18 protein-coding genes are annotated in these 21,445 nt (G+C 47.3%); 8 read left to right on the top strand and 10 right to left on the bottom strand.

Features of this window, described 5'->3' with window-relative positions; all coding sequences use genetic code 11:
- Positions 1-251: 251 nt before the first annotated feature.
- Positions 252-989, bottom strand: coding sequence for a DUF8095 domain-containing protein (locus tag EDC45_RS00450; RefSeq protein ID WP_133542375.1), 738 nt, complete (start codon positions 987-989; stop codon positions 252-254).
- Positions 990-1,278: 289 nt separating this feature from the next.
- Here EDC45_RS00450 and EDC45_RS00445 point away from each other — a divergent pair, with 289 nt between their 5' ends.
- Complete coding sequence (locus tag EDC45_RS00445) at positions 1,279-1,968, top strand: pirin family protein (RefSeq protein ID WP_133542373.1); 690 nt, start codon at positions 1,279-1,281, stop codon at positions 1,966-1,968.
- Between the two features lie 58 nt (positions 1,969-2,026).
- On the opposite strand, the gene EDC45_RS00440 is transcribed toward EDC45_RS00445, so the two are convergent.
- Both EDC45_RS00440 and glyQ read right to left on the bottom strand, forming a co-directional pair.
- Positions 2,027-2,677, bottom strand: a complete 651-nt coding sequence (locus tag EDC45_RS00440; protein ID WP_133542371.1) for an FABP family protein — start codon at positions 2,675-2,677, stop codon at positions 2,027-2,029.
- Between the two features lie 86 nt (positions 2,678-2,763).
- Positions 2,764-3,672, bottom strand: coding sequence for a glycine--tRNA ligase subunit alpha (gene glyQ / locus EDC45_RS00435; RefSeq protein ID WP_133542369.1), 909 nt, complete (start codon positions 3,670-3,672; stop codon positions 2,764-2,766).
- A gap of 359 nt (positions 3,673-4,031) precedes the next feature.
- Between glyQ and metJ the strand changes: the two genes are divergently transcribed.
- Complete coding sequence (gene metJ / locus EDC45_RS00430; RefSeq protein WP_133542367.1) at positions 4,032-4,349, top strand: met regulon transcriptional regulator MetJ; 318 nt, start codon at positions 4,032-4,034, stop codon at positions 4,347-4,349.
- A gap of 77 nt (positions 4,350-4,426) precedes the next feature.
- Here metJ and EDC45_RS00425 read toward each other — a convergent pair whose 3' ends face one another.
- The 5 genes from EDC45_RS00425 to rph all read right to left on the bottom strand — a co-directional run bounded on the left by EDC45_RS00425 (position 4,427) and on the right by rph (position 12,310).
- Positions 4,427-7,198 (bottom strand): M16 family metallopeptidase, encoded by a 2,772-nt coding sequence (locus EDC45_RS00425; RefSeq protein WP_133542365.1) that lies wholly within the window; start codon positions 7,196-7,198, stop codon positions 4,427-4,429.
- A 50-nt stretch (positions 7,199-7,248) separates the two neighbouring features.
- Positions 7,249-9,585, bottom strand: coding sequence for a TonB-dependent receptor plug domain-containing protein (locus EDC45_RS00420; RefSeq protein WP_243728749.1), 2,337 nt, complete (start codon positions 9,583-9,585; stop codon positions 7,249-7,251).
- 195 nt (positions 9,586-9,780) lie between these two features.
- Positions 9,781-10,845, bottom strand: a complete 1,065-nt coding sequence (locus EDC45_RS00415; RefSeq protein ID WP_133542363.1) for an MmcQ/YjbR family DNA-binding protein — start codon at positions 10,843-10,845, stop codon at positions 9,781-9,783.
- Between the two features lie 90 nt (positions 10,846-10,935).
- Positions 10,936-11,580 (bottom strand): orotate phosphoribosyltransferase, encoded by a 645-nt coding sequence (gene pyrE / locus EDC45_RS00410; RefSeq protein WP_133542361.1) that lies wholly within the window; start codon positions 11,578-11,580, stop codon positions 10,936-10,938.
- A 16-nt stretch (positions 11,581-11,596) separates the two neighbouring features.
- Positions 11,597-12,310 carry a ribonuclease PH gene (rph, locus tag EDC45_RS00405; protein WP_133542358.1) on the bottom strand — a complete coding sequence of 238 codons (714 nt, stop codon included), beginning with the start codon at positions 12,308-12,310 and terminating at the stop codon, positions 11,597-11,599.
- Between the two features lie 157 nt (positions 12,311-12,467).
- Between rph and EDC45_RS00400 the strand changes: the two genes are divergently transcribed.
- The 3 genes from EDC45_RS00400 (at position 12,468) to pyrG (ending at position 16,273) form a co-directional block, all read left to right on the top strand.
- Entirely contained in the window at positions 12,468-13,331 is an 864-nt protein-coding gene (locus EDC45_RS00400; RefSeq protein WP_133542356.1) for a YicC/YloC family endoribonuclease, read from the top strand.
- Between the two features lie 5 nt (positions 13,332-13,336).
- Complete coding sequence (gene ygfZ, locus EDC45_RS00395) at positions 13,337-14,164, top strand: CAF17-like 4Fe-4S cluster assembly/insertion protein YgfZ (RefSeq protein WP_133542354.1); 828 nt, start codon at positions 13,337-13,339, stop codon at positions 14,162-14,164.
- A gap of 480 nt (positions 14,165-14,644) precedes the next feature.
- On the top strand, positions 14,645-16,273 hold the full coding sequence (pyrG, locus tag EDC45_RS00390) for a glutamine hydrolyzing CTP synthase (RefSeq protein ID WP_133542352.1): 1,629 nt from the start codon (positions 14,645-14,647) through the stop codon (positions 16,271-16,273).
- 89 nt (positions 16,274-16,362) lie between these two features.
- Here the strand turns inward: pyrG and EDC45_RS00385 are convergent, their stop codons facing one another.
- On the bottom strand, positions 16,363-17,253 hold the full coding sequence (locus EDC45_RS00385) for a glycerophosphodiester phosphodiesterase family protein (RefSeq protein WP_133542350.1): 891 nt from the start codon (positions 17,251-17,253) through the stop codon (positions 16,363-16,365).
- 259 nt (positions 17,254-17,512) lie between these two features.
- Between EDC45_RS00385 and eno the strand changes: the two genes are divergently transcribed.
- From eno to EDC45_RS00370, 3 genes are all read left to right on the top strand, one after another.
- Positions 17,513-18,814 (top strand): phosphopyruvate hydratase, encoded by a 1,302-nt coding sequence (gene eno / locus EDC45_RS00380; protein WP_133542348.1) that lies wholly within the window; start codon positions 17,513-17,515, stop codon positions 18,812-18,814.
- A gap of 68 nt (positions 18,815-18,882) precedes the next feature.
- Entirely contained in the window at positions 18,883-19,515 is a 633-nt protein-coding gene (locus EDC45_RS00375) for an NUDIX hydrolase N-terminal domain-containing protein (RefSeq protein ID WP_133542346.1), read from the top strand.
- Between the two features lie 18 nt (positions 19,516-19,533).
- Complete coding sequence (locus EDC45_RS00370) at positions 19,534-19,938, top strand: DUF2251 domain-containing protein (RefSeq protein ID WP_133542344.1); 405 nt, start codon at positions 19,534-19,536, stop codon at positions 19,936-19,938.
- Between the two features lie 109 nt (positions 19,939-20,047).
- On the opposite strand, the gene argH is transcribed toward EDC45_RS00370, so the two are convergent.
- Positions 20,048-21,427 carry an argininosuccinate lyase gene (gene argH, locus EDC45_RS00365; protein ID WP_133542342.1) on the bottom strand — a complete coding sequence of 460 codons (1,380 nt, stop codon included), beginning with the start codon at positions 21,425-21,427 and terminating at the stop codon, positions 20,048-20,050.
- Between the last annotated feature and the right edge of the window lie 18 nt (positions 21,428-21,445).

Genomic DNA, 21,445 nt, shown 5'->3' with positions numbered 1-21,445 from the left:
ATTTAAGCTTGAATTATTTCAGCCTATGGAAATCTTTTCCTGATACTGACCTTGGCCGCTATGCTAACGGAGATTATTTCCTGCTGCAGGTTATCCTAATAACGACCTTATTCGGGACAATAAAAAGTGCGCCGAATATTGTATCTATTTTTAGCGCAAAATTCATCTGTTAGTGCGTTACCGCACAAATAATAAGGCCGATTGGATAAATCGATGGAAATAAAGGATCCGCTTTCCCTGCCGCCCGGGGTTTAAGGTAAAACTCGGCGCCCGCAGATATCCCCTAAAAGAAGTAAGGATTTATCCACCACTTCCATAGTAGCGAGATCCTGTCCGTACAGATTATCCAAATCCTGTAAGCCGAGAGCCGTTACCTGCTCGGATGCGGAAAAATAAGGACGGTAGCGAACATTATAGGATAAGGGTTTTTTAAGACTAATATGATGTTTGAGCAATATGCTGTAATACTGAGCGGGATCCTGTTCCTGATAGTAGTTAACCGCCATTTCCAACTTAACCCCGGCACGGGTTCGAATATCTTTGCACATCGCTCGCGGCGCCTGGAAACGGGCGTGCAGAATACGATAATTACCGAACTGATAAAAATCGAAAGCGTCCGCTTTCATTAACTCCGCCATTTCCTCCGCTCGGTTTGGATTCAGAGATTTTTCTCCGTATTTAACCAGGATCATAAACTGCTGCTCGTGCGTATCCGTTTTATTATATAGTTCTCCCAGCCTGTGCCTATGGATAACCTTCCCCTCGCTAACTTTTTGTAAAACCGTACCCAGCGGTAGCGCGGAATCATCGGTTTGTAGTTCGGAAGCGGCGCGAGGCACAAAAGTCGCTTCTCGTTCAACGCCCTCAATATCCCGATATTTTAACCAAGATTCTTCTGCCCGCTGTGCTTTTCCTTGCGGCTTCATTGAGCTACAGGCAACCAATCCTGCGCTCAGGGCAAGGCATATTATGCCTTTAACAAATTCCATTTTGACTCCTTTCCCTAAATTCCTTGCCTTAATTCCTGTGGAAAGTCGATTTGTTTCGGGGTGATAAAACCGATTTTCCCCAGGCTGTTCTATCCTGAAAATAAGACGCTTGTTATTTTAGGATCTTTTTTCGCCATTTTCATCCTTCCCCTTGATTTTATTATGAAATGTGAAATTCTCCCCAAATTATTTTTTCTCCATAAGAAATAATTATTCAACAAAATCATTATTTATTAATTTTTTATTCATAATAAAATGGCGCCTGAAAGCAATACAAAGGAGTAACCCCATGCTAAAACTTAGAAAAGCACAAGAACGCGGCGACGGTTCACATGATTGGCTACAGAGTCGACACAGTTTTTCCTTTGCCGATTATTATGATCCGCAGCATATGCATTTTTCCCATTTGCGCGTAATCAATGAAGATATTATTGCCCCGGGAACAGGATTCGGTCTGCATCCGCATAAAGATATGGAAATTCTGACCTATGTATTAAGCGGTACGGTGGAACATAGGGACAGCATGGGCAATACCACCCGGGTAAATGCCGGAGAGTTTCAGATTATGTCCGCCGGCAGCGGAATTTTTCACTCGGAAATAAATCCTAGCGAAAACCAACCGCTGCATTTATATCAGATCTGGATTATACCGGAACAAAAGGGCATTACTCCCCGTTACCGCCAAGGGAGCTTTGTACCGCAGCCGGGCGCCACCCTGATTCTGTCGCCGCAGGCGGAACAAGGCTCATTTAAGGTATATCAGGACATGAAACTATGGCGCTACTGCTATGAAGAGGCGCAGCAGGAAAATCTTAGCCTGAATCCGCAACGCAGCTATTGGTTGCAAGTCGTAAGCGGAGAATTAAGCATTAACGGCACGCCGCTAAGCGCCGGAGATGCGCTCGGGATTAAAGCGGAACAGGCGCTACAGTTGAAAACCTCTGCGCCGACAGAATTTCTATTATTTGATTTAGTCTAAAAAAACGACCCGAGCCAATTAAGCTCGGGTCGGTTCATTTCTACCGCTCTCGGCAATCTTAGCCCTCTTCCTGCTCCGCCAGCGCCAACGGATTCAGTTTCGGCTCGCCGATTTTAGTTAATCGGTTACGATCACGGTGATGGAAAGGTTCGTCAAAGTTCGGAATAATCATTACCGTATCCTGATCATAGGACCAGGTGCCGTCATCATTGATTTTAACCGTGATGGTATAACTTTCGGTGGTAAATTTCTGTTCCAAGAAGGGATTGGAAATAATCCCGTTGGTTAAGGAACCCCGTACCGCCGTCAAGGTAAATTCTTTAGCATCGGCTTTGGCATTTCCCGTTGCCATCAGAGTCTGACCGCGCGGAATACTCAGGGTCAGCAATAAGTTACCTGTGGCCGGTTCCCACAGCCAATATCCCACCTGATCATGGAATGTTTCCGCTTCCCCTTCCTGTACGATATGAATATGGTAACGTAAGCCGTAGAACAACTGCGGTCCGTTTGCCTGCGCATCGATAGGATGCAATTCGATACGTTCGATATAGGGATCTTTTACCGCCCCTTCCGCTTTCGGATTAATGTCCAGTCCGCGTTTCCCTTCCCAGATACCGGCCATAGGTGCCAACGGCCCCAGGTTTTTCAGGGTATCCGCACTGGAATCCGCTTCCGTATAAATATCTTCGGAATACTGATAATCGTTCATTTCCTTCCCCCTTTGCAATAAAGAGCGGTCCTTTTCACAGGAGTTTTTTAACCCCGACCGCCCGAATTTATGTTATGTTTTTTTAATTATTTACGGCAGCCCGGAAAACCCAAGGCTTCGCGAGAAGCATAATAAGCCTCCGCCACGCCTTTGGTCAGCGCGCGAATACGCAAAATATAACGCTGACGTTCGGTAACTGAAATCGCCTTGCGCGCATCCAGTAAATTAAAGCTGTGCGCCGCTTTCAGAATACGCTCGTATGCCGGTAAGGGCAGCGGTTTTTCCAAATTAAGTAAAGATTGGGCTTCTTTCTCATATTGATCGAAACAGGCGAACAGAAAATCCACATCGGCATATTCGAAATTATAGGCGGACTGCTCCACTTCGTTTTGGTGAAATACATCGCCATAAGTGGTTTTACCCAGAGGACCGTCGGACCAAACCAGATCATAAACGCTGTCCACCCCCTGAATATACATGGCCAGACGTTCCAGTCCGTAGGTAATTTCACCGGTAACAGGTTTACATTCCAGACCGCCCACCTGTTGGAAATAGGTAAACTGAGTAACTTCCATACCGTTCAGCCAAACTTCCCAACCCAGTCCCCAAGCACCCAAGGTAGGGTTTTCCCAGTTATCTTCCACAAAACGGATGTCATTTAGAGTCGGATCGAAACCGAGCATTTTCAAACTGTCCAGATAGAGTTCCTGAATATTATCCGGCGAAGGTTTAATCACCACCTGAAACTGATAATAATGTTGCAGGCGATTCGGATTTTCGCCGTAACGGCCGTCGGTCGGTCGGCGCGAAGGCTGTACATAGGCAAAAGCCATAGGCTCCGGCCCCAATGCACGCAAACAGGTCATGGGGTGAGAAGTTCCCGCCCCCACTTCCATATCAAAGGGTTGAACCAATGTGCAGCCCTGCTGCGCCCAATAGTCCTGAAGGGCCAAAATCATGCCCTGAAAGGTTTTTACATTAAATTTAGTGCTCATAATCATTTACTTATTCAAATCTATACCAGAAAACCGCCCCATTATACTGGAAAATCGACGCTTAGCACAGAACGAAAAAGGCGTCTAAGGACAAAAACATGGACAAAAGTGCGGTCAAAAAGCCGCCTATTTTTTGCCCTTCCGCCTCGGACGGAAAAGCCCGGGCTGCGTTCAAATCCGAGGCGATATATGTGATGATGCGACCTAATGCGCCGCAGTCCCCGTCTCTTTACACACAAAGTATGAGGTACATTTGTTTTCCGCCGCGTTGTCGTTTAAAATTGGCGCACGCAAAGGGCGACAAATAAGTAACGGCCCGGAACAGATAAAATAATCAAAGTTATTGGCAGGATTCTTTCATGGCGAACTGGAACGGAAAATACATCAGCCCTTATGCAGAGCACGGAAAAAAAAGCGAACAGGTAAAAAAAATCACGGTATCCATTCCGATTAAAGTATTGGAAATACTCACTAACGAACGAACCCGCCGCCAGATTCATAATCTGCGCCACGCCACCAATAGCGAATTACTGTGCGAAGCCTTTTTGCACGCCTTTACCGGCCAACCTCTGCCCACCGACAGCGATCTGCTTAAAGAACGCCATGATGAAATTCCGGAACAGGCGAAGGATATTATGCGCAAGCTGGGGATTGACCCGGAGGAATGGGAATACTAAATCCCGCCCCGCCGCTGATTTTCATCTTGCCCCTGTTACGCCCGGGGGCATAGTTTACAATTGGAAGAGCGGAAAAATTATTGGCTCAGCACCGCTTCGAATCTGCCCTTTCTATCAAACAGCTTTTTCGCCAAAGCATGGATTTTTTCCGCACTGACATCCTGTTCCAAGCGTTGATATAAGTAGATTAAATCGCTGCTTTGACTGAGCAGATAACTTTGTTCAATTTGATTTAATACAAAGACTAAACTGTCAAAGTTCTGCTTAATCTGAATTTTCTTTTCATTGATCTTTTTTTGTAATAATTCGGGTTCCACACCCTTTTGTATAATCTCATCGAGTACCAGATGTGTTAGCCGCAGTAAATAATCTACTCTGTCAGGCGCGGCGGAGAAGGTGATTCTGCCCTCCATTTGCGGCGACTGGGGTTCCTGAAAAACGGAAGCATTCACCGCATAAATACCGGATTCCCGCTCGCGCAGCAACAACCGCAATTTTTCCTGCAGAATATCCGCCAGAATATCTAATAAATAGCTATCTTCCGCCTGCCAGCGCTTATCCGCCACAAGGTAAAGTTCGGCTTCCGCTCTCGGTTCCGAAAAACCTGCGACGCTCAGCCGCTTTTCAGGCACGGCTACAACGACCGGATAAGCCGAACGGCGCTGCTCTTTGCGTGGTAAACCGGCAAGGTACTGTTGCGCTAAGGTTTTCACCTGATTCAGGCGAATATCGCCCACAATAAAATAGGTGAAATCGGTTTTATCCGCGATATAGTGCTGATACATACGGCGGATTTGCGTTGCGGAAAGGTTGCTTAGATTTTCCGCCCTTTGGCTATAGACGGTTTCGACATTCGGGTGTCTGAGCTTCGACAGGCGTCGGGCAAATTCCGTTTCTTTATCCCTTTGTTTCAAATATTCCAGGCTGTCTTTTTTGTATTTACTCAATACCTCGGGATCTACTGTCATGTCCTCTAATCTCAGGCGAAACAACCTTAATACTTGCTCAAAATTCTCTGTTTTCCCGCTGCCGATAAAGCCCTGATAATAATCCTCCAGTACCGTGGATAAGCCCAGCGGATTTTTACTGAACAAGCGTTCCAACGCCTGTGGGGATAAGCCGCCGATACCGCTTTCGTCAATCACTTTTGCCGCCGAACGCAGTTGATGAAAATCCTGTGGCGGTACGCTTCTGACGCCGCCTTGGGTTAGCGCTTTAAAATATACCTGTTGCGGCGATTTATCGCTGTAATGATAAATTAAGCGGCTGCCGTTGCTGAGTGTGAATTGGTAAATATCCCCTTTGTCATGATGCACTTCATCAACAATGGTACCCCGAGTTAAATCTAATGCCGGTAATGCGTCCTTAGGCGCAATATCTTCCCAAGCCCGCTGAGGTTGATGAAAACTTTCATGCCACAGCCGTGCAATTTGCGCGGAGCTGCTCAGTGAAAGTTTGGTGGCCTTAGGCTGGGTAAGCAACATTAATTTAGATTTTAATGCCACCATCTGTCGGAACCTTTGTTCCACTTCCTGTAACCTAATCTCCTTCAGTAAGCGAGATTTGAGCCGATATTGCTGGGATTGACTGAGAAACAAGGGCCGTTGCATTACGCTTGCAGTCATTAACTCATCGGCCATCCGCAAACTGCCGCGCTTTAAATCCAATTTGCGTTTATTCAATGCCTGCAAACGAGCCACTTCCCGTTCGAATTCCTGCGGGCTAAAGCCATGCTGGTTGATTTCCGCAAGAAAGCGGAATAAAAGCGCCACCGCCCCTTGATAATCCTGTTCGGCAAGTTGCAGGGTAAATAAATGTTGCCGGGTTTCCCGCCCCAGCAACGAATCGTAAAATGCGGCGGAATCTAATAGTTGCGAGTGCTGTTTTTCCCAATCTTTTAACCTATTATTTAATAATCCTCCGAGCAAGCTGTCGATAAGTTCCTGTTTGTAGTCCTCCAGGGTTTGGATTTCCCGGTAAGGTTCAAACAAGCTGAAATCAATACTGCGGTAATCGGTTTCAGGTTCCGAAACCCGGGCAAAACGCCATTGATTTAGCAAAGGAATACTGTAATCCACTTGTTCCAACGGCGTATTCGGTGTGAAACTATGCGCTAATTTTTGTTTAATTAAGGATTGAATTTTACCTTTATCAATATCACCGACAACGACCAAAGACATATTATCCGGGCGATACCATTTTTGATAAAAATCCTTTACCCGTTTTGCGGAAATATTTTTAATAATATTTACCTCGCCGATCGGATCGCGCCGAATATAACGGGAGCCCGCCATTTCTATCGCGCTTTTTTTATCGCCCAAGCGCAGCATCGGGCTAAGACGGGAGCGCCATTCCTCCAGTACGACACCGCGTTCCGCGTCCAAATCTTTTTCAAGAATCGTCAGGTTATTCATCCATTCATCAATGACCTCAAAAGCTAAAGCCAGCTTGCTTTCCTCATTGCCGGATAAATTTAAGGTGTAAACCGTATTTTCGAAATCGGTAAAGGCGTTAATATCCCGGGCAAATTTCATGCCGAGCCGCTCCAAGGCATTGATAATCTGATTCTCAGGATATTTGGCGGAACCGTTAAAAGCCATATGTTCGACAATATGGGCAACGCCTTTTTGATCTTCATCTTCATTCATTGAACCCGCATTGACGATCAGACGAAGATAAACCCGTTCCTTAGGTTCGTTATTTTCCAAAATAAAGTAGCTCAGCCCGTTATCTAATTTTCCCCGCAGCACCCGAGGATGAAAAGGCAGCTTTTGCTCATACGGAGAAAGATTGCCGTTACAACCCATTAAGAGAAAACATAGTACAAAAAGTGCGGTCAGTTTTTTCATAGTTTTTTGCGCTTACAATATAAAGGCCTGGTTACAGGCGCCATTGGCAATTAAAATTCGTATCCGACTTCCAGCCAGAATTCACGTCCCGGCGTATATTCGCCAAAATTCTCCGCGCCGCTGCGTTTCAGAATTTTACGGGTTTTATCCAGTACATTTAACACATCCACCTGAACATAAGGCTTATGCTGCCCATATATTGTCGGCTGCCAGCGCAAACGCATATCCCATTGAGGATGGGTGCCGTAATCATAGGTGCGGTATTCCAGATCCCGGATTTCTTCATAGCCTTTAACCGCCGCTTTTACCCATAGATTATTCGACCAACTTAGGCCGTATTCGGGCAATGCCATATCCAGATTAAAGCGCAAAGTCCAATCTCCATTATTGGCATTTACCCGCCGCTGCATTTCTTCTCGGGTCATAGGTTTACCGTTGAGAACAACGATTTCCTTCGGATCGAGCTGACGATGAATATCGCTTAATTTGGTGTCCAGCCAGTCGAAAGCGAGCCGCGTATTCCAGTAAGTATTTCCTAATTTCCAGGGTTCAATATTATTTATCTGGAAGGTATAAACATTCACATTATAGGGATTACCGTTGCGATACTCGTCAACACTCTCTCCATTGTCGTTTTTATAGCGCGCCAATATGATACGCTGGCGGTTTTGGCGATAAATATATTTAAGGTTAAAGGCAAAATTTCCCCAGTTTTGTTCAAGCCCCAGGCTTAACTCATCGGCATAGGGCGTTTTCAGGTGCTTTAATTTTTCATAGCGGGCCAGCTTATTTTCATTGAGCGCCAGGATTTTATCCGTCAGCTTCAGCGAAGCAAACGAACGTCCGTAGTAACGGTTATATCCCGCAATGAAGCCGGTTTGGCTAAAAGGCTTCCATTTCCCCACTAAACGCGGAGCGATATTATTATTTTTCAGATAATCATCACGTTCCGCACGGATACCGGTACGCAATTCAAAGTTACCCCATTGCATCAAATCCTCCGCATACAGTGCGGCATTTTGGTATTTGGTATCCGCGCTACCCTTACGCGCAATTAATTCGCGCTCCAGTAAAGGAATATAAATGCCATCTATAATTGAACCGACTTTGCTGGTAACCTCCTGCGCGCGATTAAATTTATATTGGCTAAATTGATATAGTCCCCCCAGGGAAACGGCATGGTTAACTGCGCCCCAATCAAAGGGATTTAACGCATATTCAGTGGAAAAGGAAAGATTGCGCTGGGTTAGCCGGCTATCGCCGTAACCGCCGATTTCATAATCGAAATCCAAGAGGGAAATCACTTCCACATCAGAGGATTCTGAATCACGTTTATCCTGTAAATTATCGTAGGCAAGCGTCGATGTTAACACGCCCGAATCGAAAGAATGAACCCAAGCCAGGGTTGCACCGTAAGCCTGATGGTAGTCTTTCACATTATTATTCAGGGTATTCGGATAAAATTTACTTTCCCGATAATTGGAATAACGCAATCCCAGTTCAAAACGGTTATCCGCATTCGGCGTCCAGTTTAAATTTAATAGTGCATTATCCGAATGAAAACGGTAGAACTGATGATCTCTTTTGCCATCTTTAGACACCAGCTTACTTTGCTGAATATTAGTACCGCGACGGCTAAGGCCTATAACCATACCGATATTCTCGGACAATGCGGTTTCCGCCATAATATTGAAAAACCGTTTGCTATATTTCGGCTGATAGGGCGCCTGTAAGGAGGGATCGGGAACAATTGACTGTAATTTGTCCTGTAATTGTTGATCGGCGTGTAACTTGGCCCAGTTTGAACCTGAGGTACGATAATTGAGTTTAATCCCGTTCCTCCCGTCATATTGTTTCGTTTTAGCCACGACGGCACCGCCGCTAAAACCGCCCAGGCTGGCGGAAATATTACTATCGTGCACCACCACCGAAGATAGTAAATTTCCATCAAAGAAATAGGCTTGGCTATGGCCCAATCCCGGAATGACTTGAATTGCACCGTCAAAAATTTCGCTATCCACCATTAAATCATTATTAACATTGACATTATCGATAAAAAATGCCGTTTGATTCGGTTCCGCACCGTTAATGGAGATATTCTCGGGTTTGATTTCACCGCTCCGGGTTCCGTCTTTATCACTTTGTTCAAAGCGAATATGCGGGTTGGTTTTCAAATAATCGGTAATATTACCGTTGCCATTCGGCGTCTTTTTAATTTGCTCCCGGGAAATCGTCCGGGTGGAAGACAGCCCCTGAGTTTGATCGGCATAAACCACGATTTCCTCAATCTGGCTTTTATCCTTCGTATTTTTTTCAGCGGCAAATAAAGATATTGAGAGGGTGGAAAGGCTACAAGCAACAAAGCAGTGAAGATAAGATAATCGCATTTTATTTAGTCCCTTAGTTATAAATGAAATAATCAAATAAGAGCCGTTATCTTAAAATATAATCAATTTACAATGCAAATGATAATTGTTTTTATTTTTTATAAAGGATATGGCACAATCCTGCACTTAAAGAACTATGGGACAAAATAATAGGCAGAAAAAATAAGGTCTGAGTTTATCTCAGACCTCCGTTAATTATCCTCCCGCCGTTTTTTCAATATATTCTCTTAGGGACAAGGGCATATTACGCGGTCCCCGTATGGCATTTACCTGAAATTCTTTCAGCTTGGCAAGGGTAAATAAATGGGGGGCATAACTTTGCAACAAGCGAATATTCATTACCCGCTTAATATTTAAATGGCGGTGCTGTCCGTGGTAAGGAAGATCCGTTTGCGTAACCAGACATTTATACATAATTGCCGAACGCGGGGCGCCCACATACATATACAAAATATCATTAACGGCCACGGCGGTGCTTTGTTTCCAAGGGATCTCGCGGTGCTGGCAAAAGGCCTTTTCAATATCGAAATACTTAGGATTGGCGGGGATCAGCCATTCTTTTCTTCCCTCCCGCACGGATTTCTCCGCACCGGAAGCAGTCAGCGCATAGCTTTGCGCAATCAACGCCAATATGTTTCGGTCGTCCAGGGTGTCGTCCAGAATCAGACTGATCCAATGTTGTTTATTCATATGGTAAGCGGGATAAATACCATCTTGCCGACATAAATTGGCGATTTGCTTGCTATCCGCTTTTAGATTCAGCACATCTGTTTTCCCCTCCGCCTTGGGGATCAGCTTGTTGCGCTCAATATACATACAAAGCGCATACCATTTATCATTACTGCGATGCTTAAACACACCGAAATCCGGATATTTCACCCAGGGGAAATGGGGCTTATCACCGTATCGCTCGTATAATATTTGCGCCAATCGGTTAGCCTGCTCGGAAACAAAAGGTCGCGGGATAAAACAATGTTCGACAATATCCTGCAGTAAGTTCAAATAAGCGGTGCGTACCCTATTAACAAATTCCCCCTGTTGCCTAGGGATATGGATATTATCGTACTCCGTTCCGCTACTGAGCTCGAATACCCGCCCGCTGAGCTTGCCCTCGGCGGAAATGCTTATTTCGGCTCGGAAATCTCCCGCCAAAATGGGGGCGGAGTAGCCATAATCCTGCCCATTCCGCTCAAAGCCGTAGGCAATCAGGCGGGCAAAGTCCGGAGATGATTTACGCAACAGATGCTGTTCTAAAGACATAATGCGCCTCGCGATGTTAATAATGCGCTAATAATGCAGGCTTAAAATGCACAAAGGGCGAAAATTCGCCCTTTGTTCCCTGATGCTCCCTTATTCCACCCCGTAATTTTCGCGATAGGCACGCATTGCGGGCAAATAGTCGGCATAGCCTTTATCCTCGGCAATAAAACTCATTAAATCGTCCAAATCAATAATGGATAACACCTCACAGCGATAATCCCGTTCCACCTCCTGAATCGCCGAGAGCTCGCCCCGCCCTTTTTCTTTACGATTTAGCGCAATCAGCACTGCGCTTAACTGCGCCTGATTAGCGGCGATAATATCCATGGCTTCGCGGATAGCGGTACCGGCGGTAATCACATCGTCCACCAGCAATACCTTTCCTTGCAACGGGCTACCTATTAAGTTGCCGCCTTCACCGTGATCCTTCGCCTCTTTGCGATTAAAGCAAACCGGTTTATCCACGCCGAAACGGTTAAACAGAGCGACAGACAAGGCGGTACCGATGGGAATCCCCTTATAGGCGGGGCCGAAAATCACATCAAAATCCACCGCACTTTGCTGGAGTGCGGCGGCATAAAACTCACCTAAACGGGCCAAATCCGCCCCTCGGTTAAACAATCCTGCATTGAAAAAATAAGGACTGATACGCCCCGACTTCAATTGAAAACGCCCGAAACGCAGTACATTGCGGCTGAGGGCAAATTGAATAAATTCCGATTTATAGGCCTGCATATTTCTCTCCGCTGGTTTATGCCAATGCTTGGCGCTGAGCTTCAAAAATAAGATGACAGCCCTGTTTGGCCAAATCCAGCAGTTTCATTAATTCCTCATGACTGAAAGGTTCGCCCTCTGCCGTCCCCTGCACTTCAATCATACGACCGTCATCCATCATTACCACATTCATATCGGTTTCGGCGGCGGAATCTTCACTGTATTCCAGATCGCACACGGCCGTTCCGTCAACAATGCCCACGGATACGGCGGCCACCAGACCTTTAATCGGATCGGTTTTCAGGGTTCCCGCCGCCCGCAGTGCGTTAATCGCATCGATCAGCGCCACGCAGGCACCGGTAATGGAAGCGGTGCGGGTACCGCCGTCGGCCTGAATCACATCACAATCCAGGGTGATCGAACGTTCGCCCAGGGCTTTCAAATCCACCATGGCCCTTAAAGAACGAGCGATCAAACGCTGAATTTCCATCGTACGACCGCCCTGTTTTCCCTTAGCCGCTTCACGCGCCATACGGCTATGAGTCGAACGCGGCAACATACCGTATTCCGCCGTTACCCAACCCTGTCCCTGTCCTTTCAAGAAACGGGGTACGCTTTCTTCCACGCTGGCGGTACAGATGACTTTGGTATCACCGAACTCCACCAGTACCGAACCCTCCGCATGCTTAGTATAGCGGCGGGTAATTTTTATCGGACGGGGCTGATTATCGGCACGTTGATTCGGTCGCATAGTTTTTCCTTATCTGCTTATCTGAGTAATTTAAATCGGCGCTATTCTAGCACAGGGGGGCATTTATGAGTACAATGACGGATAATTTTATCGCGCCGGCAGGATTCCCCCGGGTTAAGCGCAAAAGCAGAGCCGGCAGAAACAGAGAGCATTTATTATGATTTACAGTATGACGGCGTTTGCACGCCATGAAATAAAAAAAGAATGGGGCGATGCCGTATGGGAAATACGCTCCGTGAATCAGCGTTATCTGGAAAACAGCTTTCGCCTGCCGGAACAGTTCCGGGCGTTGGAAAATCTTCTACGCGAAAAACTGCGCCGCAATCTGACCCGCGGAAAAATCGAATGCAGCCTGCGCATTGAATATAAACAGGGCGCAAATACCGAACTGCACCTGAATCAGCCCTTCGCCCTCCGTGTCATTCACTCTCTGCAATGGATTAAAGCGCAAAGCGGCGAGGGTGAAATCAATCCTATTGATGTGCTGCGCTACCCGGGTGTAGTAGAAGCGCCCGAACAGGATGCGGACGCCATCAGCCGGGATTTGCTGGCGGCTTTCGACGCGTTACTGGCGGAATTTATCGCCATGCGCGCGCGCGAAGGGGAAAAACTGCGCGAGCTGATTCAGCAACGTCTGGACGCAATAAGCATCGAAGCCGATAAAGTGCGGTCGAAAATGCCGGAGATTTTACAATGGCAGCGCGAACGTATGCTGCAACGCTTCGAGGAAGTGCAGCTACAGGCGGATCCGCAACGGCTGGAACAAGAAATGGTGTTGCTGGCTCAGCGTATCGATGTGGCGGAAGAACTGGATCGCCTGCAACTGCACGTAAAAGAAACCGCCGCCATTCTGCACAAAGGCGGCGCAGTGGGACGCAAACTGGATTTTATGATGCAGGAACTCAATCGCGAATCCAATACCTTGGCGTCAAAATCCATTAATGCGGAAATTACCGCTTCCGCCGTGGAACTTAAAGTGTTCATCGAACAAATGCGTGAACAAATCCAAAATCTGGAATAACAGTTATGAACGAATTAATCGCCCTTCCCCAATACCGCTTGCTTGAAATTTGCGGCCCGGAGGCACAAACCTATCTGCAGGGACAACTCACCTGCGATTTGAACCAGCTCCCCGTCGGCAGTTCGACCCTGTGCGCCCACTGTGATCCTAAGGGCAAAGTCGGCGCACTGCTGCGCCTTTATCACGCTCGGGAACAATGTTTTTATGCCTTGGTACGTGCGGATTCCGCCCCGCACGCATTAGCTCAGCTAAAGAAATATGCGATTTTCTCAAAAGTGGAAATTCGCCCGCTGGAAACGGAAATCGCCGCTGCTCCTACGGCAAAATGCACTGAAATTAACGCCGAATTTTATATTAATCTGGGCGCATACAGCCTATTGCTCAACCCGCAACAAGCCGCCGCACAGAACCGCAGCGACGAATGGGACTGCTGGGAGATACAACAGGGCTACCCGCTGTTGTCGGCGGAGCTACAAAACCAATTTATTCCGCAGGCCTTAAACCTACAAGCGCTGGAACAGGCGATTTCATTCCGCAAGGGCTGCTATATCGGGCAGGAAACCGTGGCTCGCGCCCAGTTCCGCGGCGCCAACAAGCGGGCGATGTTTACCTTTACCTCCAGCGGCGGACAATGCCCGTCGCCGGGCTCGGAGCTGGAAATTGCGCTGGAAAACGGCTGGCGTAAAACAGGGAGCGTATTAAGCGCAATCTGCCAAGGCGACACCTTATGGCTACAGGCGGTATTAAACCGTTGGGAAGGAGAAACCCCGCAATTTCGTCTGCCGGAGCAACAAACGGCGCTCGAACTTTATCCGCTGCCTTATGATTTATAACCAAGTCCGCACCCTCGCAAAATAGGTGCGGAAAGCTTTGGTTAACAAAGAGATTACCTGCTTTAACTGCGGTTTCAATTTCAGCGGCGATATGGGAAATATCCACCGCCCTCTGATTTCCCCTTATTATGCCGAGGGCAAACCCAGCCCATATTCGGATCTTTGCCGCATAATCCTCTCGCTCTTTCGTGCCGAAAACTTTGTATTTTTCGACCGCACTTTCGGGGCAAACCCGAACAATCCCCGCCATACCTAGTTTCTCTTTCCCTGCATTCGGCGATTGAGTCGCTCGGCGTTTTACTATATACTATCCTCCCGTCTTGAGTAGCTAATCGGCTGTAAATCAATTACCTGTAAAATCATTGGAAATCCCGATTTTTATTGTATTTTTCGGCTTTGCGTTTTCGCGCAAACCGCCACCGATTAGCTATCGTTAATTTGTATTTTGTAATTATTTCTTTCCAACATTTAGGTTTCACTATGGCTACCAACTATATTTTCGTAACGGGCGGTGTGGTTTCTTCACTGGGTAAAGGCATTGCGGCCGCATCATTAGCGGCGATTTTGGAAGCGCGCGGTTTAAACGTAACCATTATGAAGCTGGACCCTTATATTAACGTTGATCCGGGTACCATGAGCCCGACGCAGCACGGCGAGGTTTTTGTTACTCAGGACGGGGCGGAAACCGATCTGGATCTCGGTCATTACGAGCGCTTTATCCGTACCAAAATGACCAAACGTAACAACTTTACCACAGGTAAAATTTATTCGGAGGTGCTGCGTAAAGAACGCCGCGGCGATTATTTAGGCGCCACCATTCAGGTGATTCCGCATATTACCAATGAAATCAAAGCCCGGGTAATCGACGGTGCCGCCGGCCACGACGTGGCAATTATCGAAGTGGGCGGAACCGTGGGCGATATCGAATCTCTCCCCTTCTTGGAAGCATTACGCCAACTTGCGGTGCAGGTGGGACGCGAGCGCACCATCTTTATGCATCTGACCCTGGTTCCTTATATCGCCACCGCCGGTGAAGTGAAAACCAAGCCGACCCAACATTCGGTGAAAGAATTGCTTTCCATCGGTATTCAGCCGGATGTATTGATTTGCCGTTCCGATCGTATGATCCCTGCCAATGAACGGGCTAAAATCGCGCTATTCTGTAATGTACCGGAAAAAGCGGTAATTTCGCTGAAAGACGTATCCTCTATTTATCAGATACCTGCCTTACTAAAATCTCAGGGACTGGACGACTTTATCTGCCAACGCTTCCGCCTGCAATGTAAAGAGGCGGATCTGTCCGAATGGGAACAGGTGCTGTATCAGGAAGCCAACCCTACCGGCGAGGTTACCATAGGTATGGTAGGTAAATATACAGAACTGCCGGACGCTTATAAATCCGTGAACGAAGCCCTGAAACACGGCGGGCTGAAAAACCGCCTGAGCGTAACGATCAAATATATCGATTCGCAGGACGTAGAAACCAAAGGTACCGATTTACTCAAAGGGCTGGACGGTATTTTAGTGCCGGGCGGCTTCGGCTACCGCGGTGTGGAAGGAAAAATTATGACCGCACAATATGCGCGTGAAAATAATATTCCTTATCTGGGTATCTGTTTGGGTATGCAGGTGGCGCTGATTGAATACGCCCGTCATGTGGCCGGCTTAAAACAGGCCAACTCTTCCGAGTTTGATAAAAATGCCGAACAACCGGTTATAGGTTTGATTACGGAATGGCAGGACGCGGAAGGGAATATCGAAACCCGTTCGGAAAAATCCGATCTGGGCGGTACCATGCGTCTGGGTGCCCAACAATGTCATCTGGCCGAAAACAGTCTGGTGCGTAAACTGTACGGCAAAGAAACCATTGAAGAACGCCACCGCCATCGCTATGAAGTGAATAACAACCTGCTGCCGCAAATCGAAAAAGCGGGCTTAAAAGTAACCGGGCTGTCTGCCGACCGCAAACTGGTAGAGATTATCGAGGTACCTAACCACCCTTGGTTTGTCGCCTGCCAGTTCCACCCGGAATTTACGTCCACCCCGCGTGATGGCCATCCGCTGTTCTCCGGCTTTATAAAAGCGGCGAAAGATAATCAGAAAAAATAACCGCTCTTTTCTCAAGCACAAGGGCTGCCGCTATATTATGAAGCGGTAGCCTTTTATTCCGGCGCAAGCAGCGGCGCCCGAGCCTCTAATCAATCCTGCGCCGGCGACTTAAACAGCTTCGGCGAATTAACCATTACCCCATCTGCACCCAGGCGACGCGCCATATCCATTTCTTCCGGCCCGTTAATACCGAATAAAATAATATGCTGCGCACTTTGCTTAAAGCATTGCATATCCTGGGGCGACCAGGCCAACGTCGCTTCGCTTACTCCCTCGCCGAGGGTAAAGCGCTCCACCACTTTCACCTTGCGATACAGTTCAAAACCGTGCCAGCCCGACTCCGCTAAGGAAGGCGGGCAACTATTACCATTCAGCAGGGTTTCTACCAAATATTGGCGCGTACTATCCCGGCTGACGAATTTCGGCACCTCTGGCGGCAATGCCTGCAAAAATTTGCTTTCGGTGGAATAAACCCGAATGCGCTCCAGCGCATGATGTTTTTTCAGCACCTGCATTAAGGCTTTCGTCATCTGTGCGGGATCCGCATCGGGCGATTTTATATCCAGATAAAAAAAAGTATGGGGATAACGAGTCAGCACCTGCTCCAAGGTCGGAACGGTGATATTTTTATGTCGGTAGGGAAAATTCTTTTTCGGCTGAAAATTATAACCGGCATCGGCCTGTGCCAATTCCTCCGCACTAAAGGAGGAAACCGCTCCCTTCAGATTGGTATTGGCGCTCAGATCCCGCGGTCGGTACAATACCGGAACATTATCTTTAGAAAGCTGAATCGTAATCCAAATCGCATCCGCCTTATTACGCAGGGATTCCTCAATGGCAAACAGGGTATTTTCCGGGGCGTCGTCGGTTCCCGCTCGATGGGCGATGATTTTCGGCCCCGGGGCCCGCTCCGCCAAAACCGATAAAGGGAAAGCGAATAGGGCGATCAAACTATACAAACAATAACGATAAAGCGACATAAATGTACTCCTTCGGCAGAAATTCAGCTATAGCCTACCCCATATTTATGACGGTTTAATGACAAAAGAGCAAAGGCTCGAAAATATTTTCCCACCGGAAAACCTGCAACCTGCGAAATCCGCCGCAATATTCCTTCACCCCGCTGTAAAACCGGATTCAAATCAACGAAAATTGATTTTTTACAAGACAAAAACGGAAAATCCCTTTAATATACGGATCGTTTTTTATTTCATTTAAACTCAGCAGAGGAAAACAAAAATGGCAAAAATCGTTAAAGTCATCGGTCGTGAAATTATTGACTCCCGCGGTAATCCTACTGTGGAAGCCGAAGTACATCTGGAAGGCGGCTTTGTAGGCCTTGCAGCTGCTCCTTCCGGCGCATCCACCGGTTCACGCGAAGCATTGGAATTACGCGATGGCGATAAATCACGCTTCTTAGGTAAAGGCGTATTAAAAGCCGTAGCGGCGGTTAACAATGAAATTGCCAAAGCCCTGGTCGGTAAAGAAGCTTCCAACCAGGCTGAAATCGACCAGATTATGATCGATCTGGACGGTACCGAAAACAAATCCAAATTCGGTGCAAATGCGATTTTGGCGGTATCTTTAGCCAACGCCAAAGCGGCGGCCGCTTCTAAAGGTTTACCGCTTTATGCGTACATTGCCGAACTTAACGGCACACCGGGCGTTTACTCTATGCCGTTACCAATGATGAATATTATCAACGGCGGCGAACACGCAGATAACAACGTTGATATTCAGGAATTTATGATCCAGCCGGTAGGTGCAAAAACATTACGCGAAGCCTTACGTATCGGTGCGGAAGTGTTCCATAATCTGGCCAAAGTATTAAAAGCTAAAGGTCTGAATACCGCTGTCGGCGACGAAGGTGGCTTTGCGCCTAACCTGGCCTCCAATGCGGAAGCCTTGGCATGTATTAAAGAAGCGGTGGAAAAAGCCGGCTATGAACTGGGTAAAGACGTTACTCTGGCGATGGACTGCGCTTCTTCCGAGTTCTACAACAAAGAAAGCGGTAAATACGAACTGAAAGGCGAAGGTCGTTCCTTCACTTCTCAGGAATTCACACATTATCTGGAAGAATTAACCAAACAATATCCGATCGTTTCTATTGAAGACGGTCAGGACGAATCCGACTGGGAAGGTTTCGCTTATCAAACTAAAGTATTGGGCGATAAAATCCAATTGGTGGGTGATGACTTATTCGTAACCAATACCAAAATCCTGAAAGAAGGGATCGAAAAAGGCATCGCTAACTCTATTTTGATCAAATTCAACCAGATCGGTTCTCTAACCGAAACCCTGGCTGCGATCAAAATGGCTAAAGACGCAGGTTATACCGCGGTGATTTCTCACCGTTCCGGTGAAACCGAAGACGCTACTATTGCGGATTTAGCGGTAGGTACCGCTGCAGGTCAGATTAAAACCGGTTCAATGAGCCGTTCCGACCGTATTGCGAAATACAACCAGTTAATCCGTATTGAAGAAGCCTTAGGCGACAAAGCGCCGTTCTTAGGATTAAAAGCGGTTAAAGGCCAGGCATAATCAGCGTGCTGAAAAACCGATGAAATTTACACCGCACTTTTTGTGCGGTGTTTTATTATGGAGAAGGTATGCAACAGGATAAACTGCTAAACGAACCCTGGTTGGGTTGGGCTTTGGAAATACAAAGCATCGCGCAAAACGGCCTTGCCTACGCTCGTGATATTTACGATATTGAGCGTTATACGCGTTTACGCGAGATTAGCGCGGAAATGCTGAGCTATAAAAGCGATATTCCCGTAGAGAAAGTCAAAGCGCTGTTCTGTAACGAACAGGGGTATCAAACGCCGAAACTGGACAGCCGGGCGGCGATTTTCAAACAGGACAAAATTCTGCTGGTACAGGAAAACGACGGACTCTGGTCCTTACCCGGCGGCTGGGTCGACGTACAGGAGACCATTGCCGGCAATACGGTTAAAGAAACCAGAGAAGAAGCCGGGCTGGAGGTAATACCGCGCTATATTATCGCAATCCATGATCAGCGTAAGCGCAATTTTCCGCCCTTTGTCCATCATGTGCTGAAAGTTTTTGTTATGTGCGATTTAATCGGCGGCGAATTCCGCCCGAACAACGAAACCCTCGCCAGCGCTTATTTCGCTTTAGACGAACTGCCGCCGATGGCGCGGGAAAAAAACACCGAACAGCAGGTACGGTTATGCTTCGAAGCCCACCGTTCTCCGCACTGGACAACAGAGTTCGATTAATCTCCGAATGAGGAAGTTATGCTACATTTAGTATTAGAAGATAAACATCTTATAGGTCAAGCCAAACGTGTCGGCGCCCATTCCACCGCCAATGATGACTTTGTTGTCATCTTTGAGGACGACGGCGAAACCGGTTATTTCTATGCCATGGACCTCCGTGATAAAGCAAACCCCGTGGCGGACAGCCTGTACCTATACTCGGTCAGCGATATTGAAAATTTACAGGAAGCGCGCAAAATACAAATCTGCTGGAATGAAAGCGGCGACAGCGCTTATTTGCTGATTAACGGTTATCCGCACGGGGTCTTCGATTTCACCCGTTTAATCGGCTATAACCACAGTAAATATCCGCAACCCGATTTGGGCAGTATGTGGTCCCATGAAGAAATTAACGATAAATTAGTGATTCAATGGTTAAAATAGGTTTAAAAAAACCATTGAAAATCCACCGCACTTTAATATAAAAAATCTGCCCCCTAATCGGTTATTGTTCAATCTTTAGGGGGCAGATTAATTTCGGCAACTTTTATCTTTATTTCAAACCGATACGTTGCTTCGCTTCGGAGATGGCCTCCGCCACCCGCAACGGCGAAACCCCGCCCTTAGCACAGCGTTTATCCAAACAGGATTGCAGCAGTAGAATATCATACACGTCTTCCGCCACCACATCGCTGAACTGACGGAACTCCGCCAAGCTCAGATCTTCCAGCCCCTTATGCACCTTAATGGCATAAACCACGGTTTCGCCCACAATATGATGAGAATCCCGGAAAGGAACACCTTTCGCCACCAAATAATCCGCCAGTTCCGTCGCATTGGAATAACCCTTCAGGGCCGCTTCGCGGGTGCGTTCCACATTTACGCGGATATCTTCCAATACAAAGGCCGCCATGGTCAGGCAGTCATGCCAAGTATCCAACGCATCGAAAATCCCTTCCTTATCCTCCTGCATATCCTTGTTATATGCCAGCGGAAGTCCTTTCAGCGTGATCATCATCGCATTCAGCGCACCTATTACCCGACCGGTTTTACCACGGATCAATTCGCAGGCATCGGGATTTTTTTTCTGCGGCATCAGCGAGGAGCCGGAAGTTACGAGATCGGAAAGCTCGACAAAATCCGCTTCTCCGCTGTTAAAAATAATCATATCCTCGGCAAAGCGGGATAAATGAACCATACTTAAAGAAGCGGCGGAAAGCAGCTCCACAATATGATCGCGATCGGATACGCTGTCCAGACTGTTACGGGTAGCCCGGGCAAAGCCTAAATCCTGCGCCAGCTGTTCGCGATCTATGGCATAGGCGGTACCGGCCAAGGCGCCGCTACCCAGCGGGCAGCTGTTCATACGCTGATAGGCGTCGCTCAAACGGGAATAATCCCGTTCCAACATTTCCACATAAGCCATACACCAATGGGCGAAACTAATAGGCTGCGCCCGCTGTAAATGGGTATAACCCGGCATCACCGCATGTTGATTATTCTCTGCGGTTTTCACCAGTTTGGCCTGCAACTGACGAATGCAGTATTGCAATTCGGTAACCTGCTGTTTACACCACATTTTAATATCTACCGCCACCTGATCATTACGACTGCGCCCGGTATGCAGTTTTTTGCCCAGATTCCCCACTTTATCGATAAGCTTACTTTCCACCCAGCTGTGAATATCTTCCGCATCATCTTGTAAAATCGCCTGCGGATTGGAACGAACTTCAATTAATAACAGTTCCAACGCCTGTTCCAACTGCTGCTGTTCCTGCGGGCTTAATACACCCACTTTCACCAGCGCTTTCGACCAACCGATAGAACCTTCAATATCCTGTTCCGCCAAACGATAATCGAAACGCAGAGAATCGTTAAAATCTTTAAAACGCTGATCCGCCGCCTGTGTAAAACGACCACCCCAAAGTGCCATATATTTTTTCCTTTCTTA

Origin of the sequence: Mesocricetibacter intestinalis (assembly GCF_004363295.1) — a bacterium.
GTDB classification, from domain to species: domain Bacteria; phylum Pseudomonadota; class Gammaproteobacteria; order Enterobacterales; family Pasteurellaceae; genus Mesocricetibacter; species Mesocricetibacter intestinalis.
The sequence above is the reverse complement of the archived record's forward strand: the minus strand, read 5'-3'. Positions and strand labels throughout refer to the sequence as shown.

Excerpts from the sequence above, each read along its gene's own strand:
- EDC45_RS00450 (WP_133542375.1), bottom strand. The coding sequence starts at position 989 with ATGGAATTTGTTAAAGGCATAATATGCCTTGCCCTGAGCGCAGGATTG.
- EDC45_RS00445 (WP_133542373.1), top strand. The coding sequence starts at position 1,279 with ATGCTAAAACTTAGAAAAGCACAAGAACGCGGCGACGGTTCACATGAT.
- EDC45_RS00440 (WP_133542371.1), bottom strand. The coding sequence starts at position 2,677 with ATGAACGATTATCAGTATTCCGAAGATATTTATACGGAAGCGGATTCC.
- glyQ (WP_133542369.1), bottom strand. The coding sequence starts at position 3,672 with ATGAGCACTAAATTTAATGTAAAAACCTTTCAGGGCATGATTTTGGCC.
- metJ (WP_133542367.1), top strand. The coding sequence starts at position 4,032 with ATGGCGAACTGGAACGGAAAATACATCAGCCCTTATGCAGAGCACGGA.
- EDC45_RS00425 (WP_133542365.1), bottom strand. The coding sequence starts at position 7,198 with ATGAAAAAACTGACCGCACTTTTTGTACTATGTTTTCTCTTAATGGGT.
- EDC45_RS00420 (WP_243728749.1), bottom strand. The coding sequence starts at position 9,585 with ATGCGATTATCTTATCTTCACTGCTTTGTTGCTTGTAGCCTTTCCACC.
- EDC45_RS00415 (WP_133542363.1), bottom strand. The coding sequence starts at position 10,845 with ATGTCTTTAGAACAGCATCTGTTGCGTAAATCATCTCCGGACTTTGCC.
- pyrE (WP_133542361.1), bottom strand. The coding sequence starts at position 11,580 with ATGCAGGCCTATAAATCGGAATTTATTCAATTTGCCCTCAGCCGCAAT.
- rph (WP_133542358.1), bottom strand. The coding sequence starts at position 12,310 with ATGCGACCGAATCAACGTGCCGATAATCAGCCCCGTCCGATAAAAATT.
- EDC45_RS00400 (WP_133542356.1), top strand. The coding sequence starts at position 12,468 with ATGATTTACAGTATGACGGCGTTTGCACGCCATGAAATAAAAAAAGAA.
- ygfZ (WP_133542354.1), top strand. The coding sequence starts at position 13,337 with ATGAACGAATTAATCGCCCTTCCCCAATACCGCTTGCTTGAAATTTGC.
- pyrG (WP_133542352.1), top strand. The coding sequence starts at position 14,645 with ATGGCTACCAACTATATTTTCGTAACGGGCGGTGTGGTTTCTTCACTG.
- EDC45_RS00385 (WP_133542350.1), bottom strand. The coding sequence starts at position 17,253 with ATGTCGCTTTATCGTTATTGTTTGTATAGTTTGATCGCCCTATTCGCT.
- eno (WP_133542348.1), top strand. The coding sequence starts at position 17,513 with ATGGCAAAAATCGTTAAAGTCATCGGTCGTGAAATTATTGACTCCCGC.
- EDC45_RS00375 (WP_133542346.1), top strand. The coding sequence starts at position 18,883 with ATGCAACAGGATAAACTGCTAAACGAACCCTGGTTGGGTTGGGCTTTG.
- EDC45_RS00370 (WP_133542344.1), top strand. The coding sequence starts at position 19,534 with ATGCTACATTTAGTATTAGAAGATAAACATCTTATAGGTCAAGCCAAA.
- argH (WP_133542342.1), bottom strand. The coding sequence starts at position 21,427 with ATGGCACTTTGGGGTGGTCGTTTTACACAGGCGGCGGATCAGCGTTTT.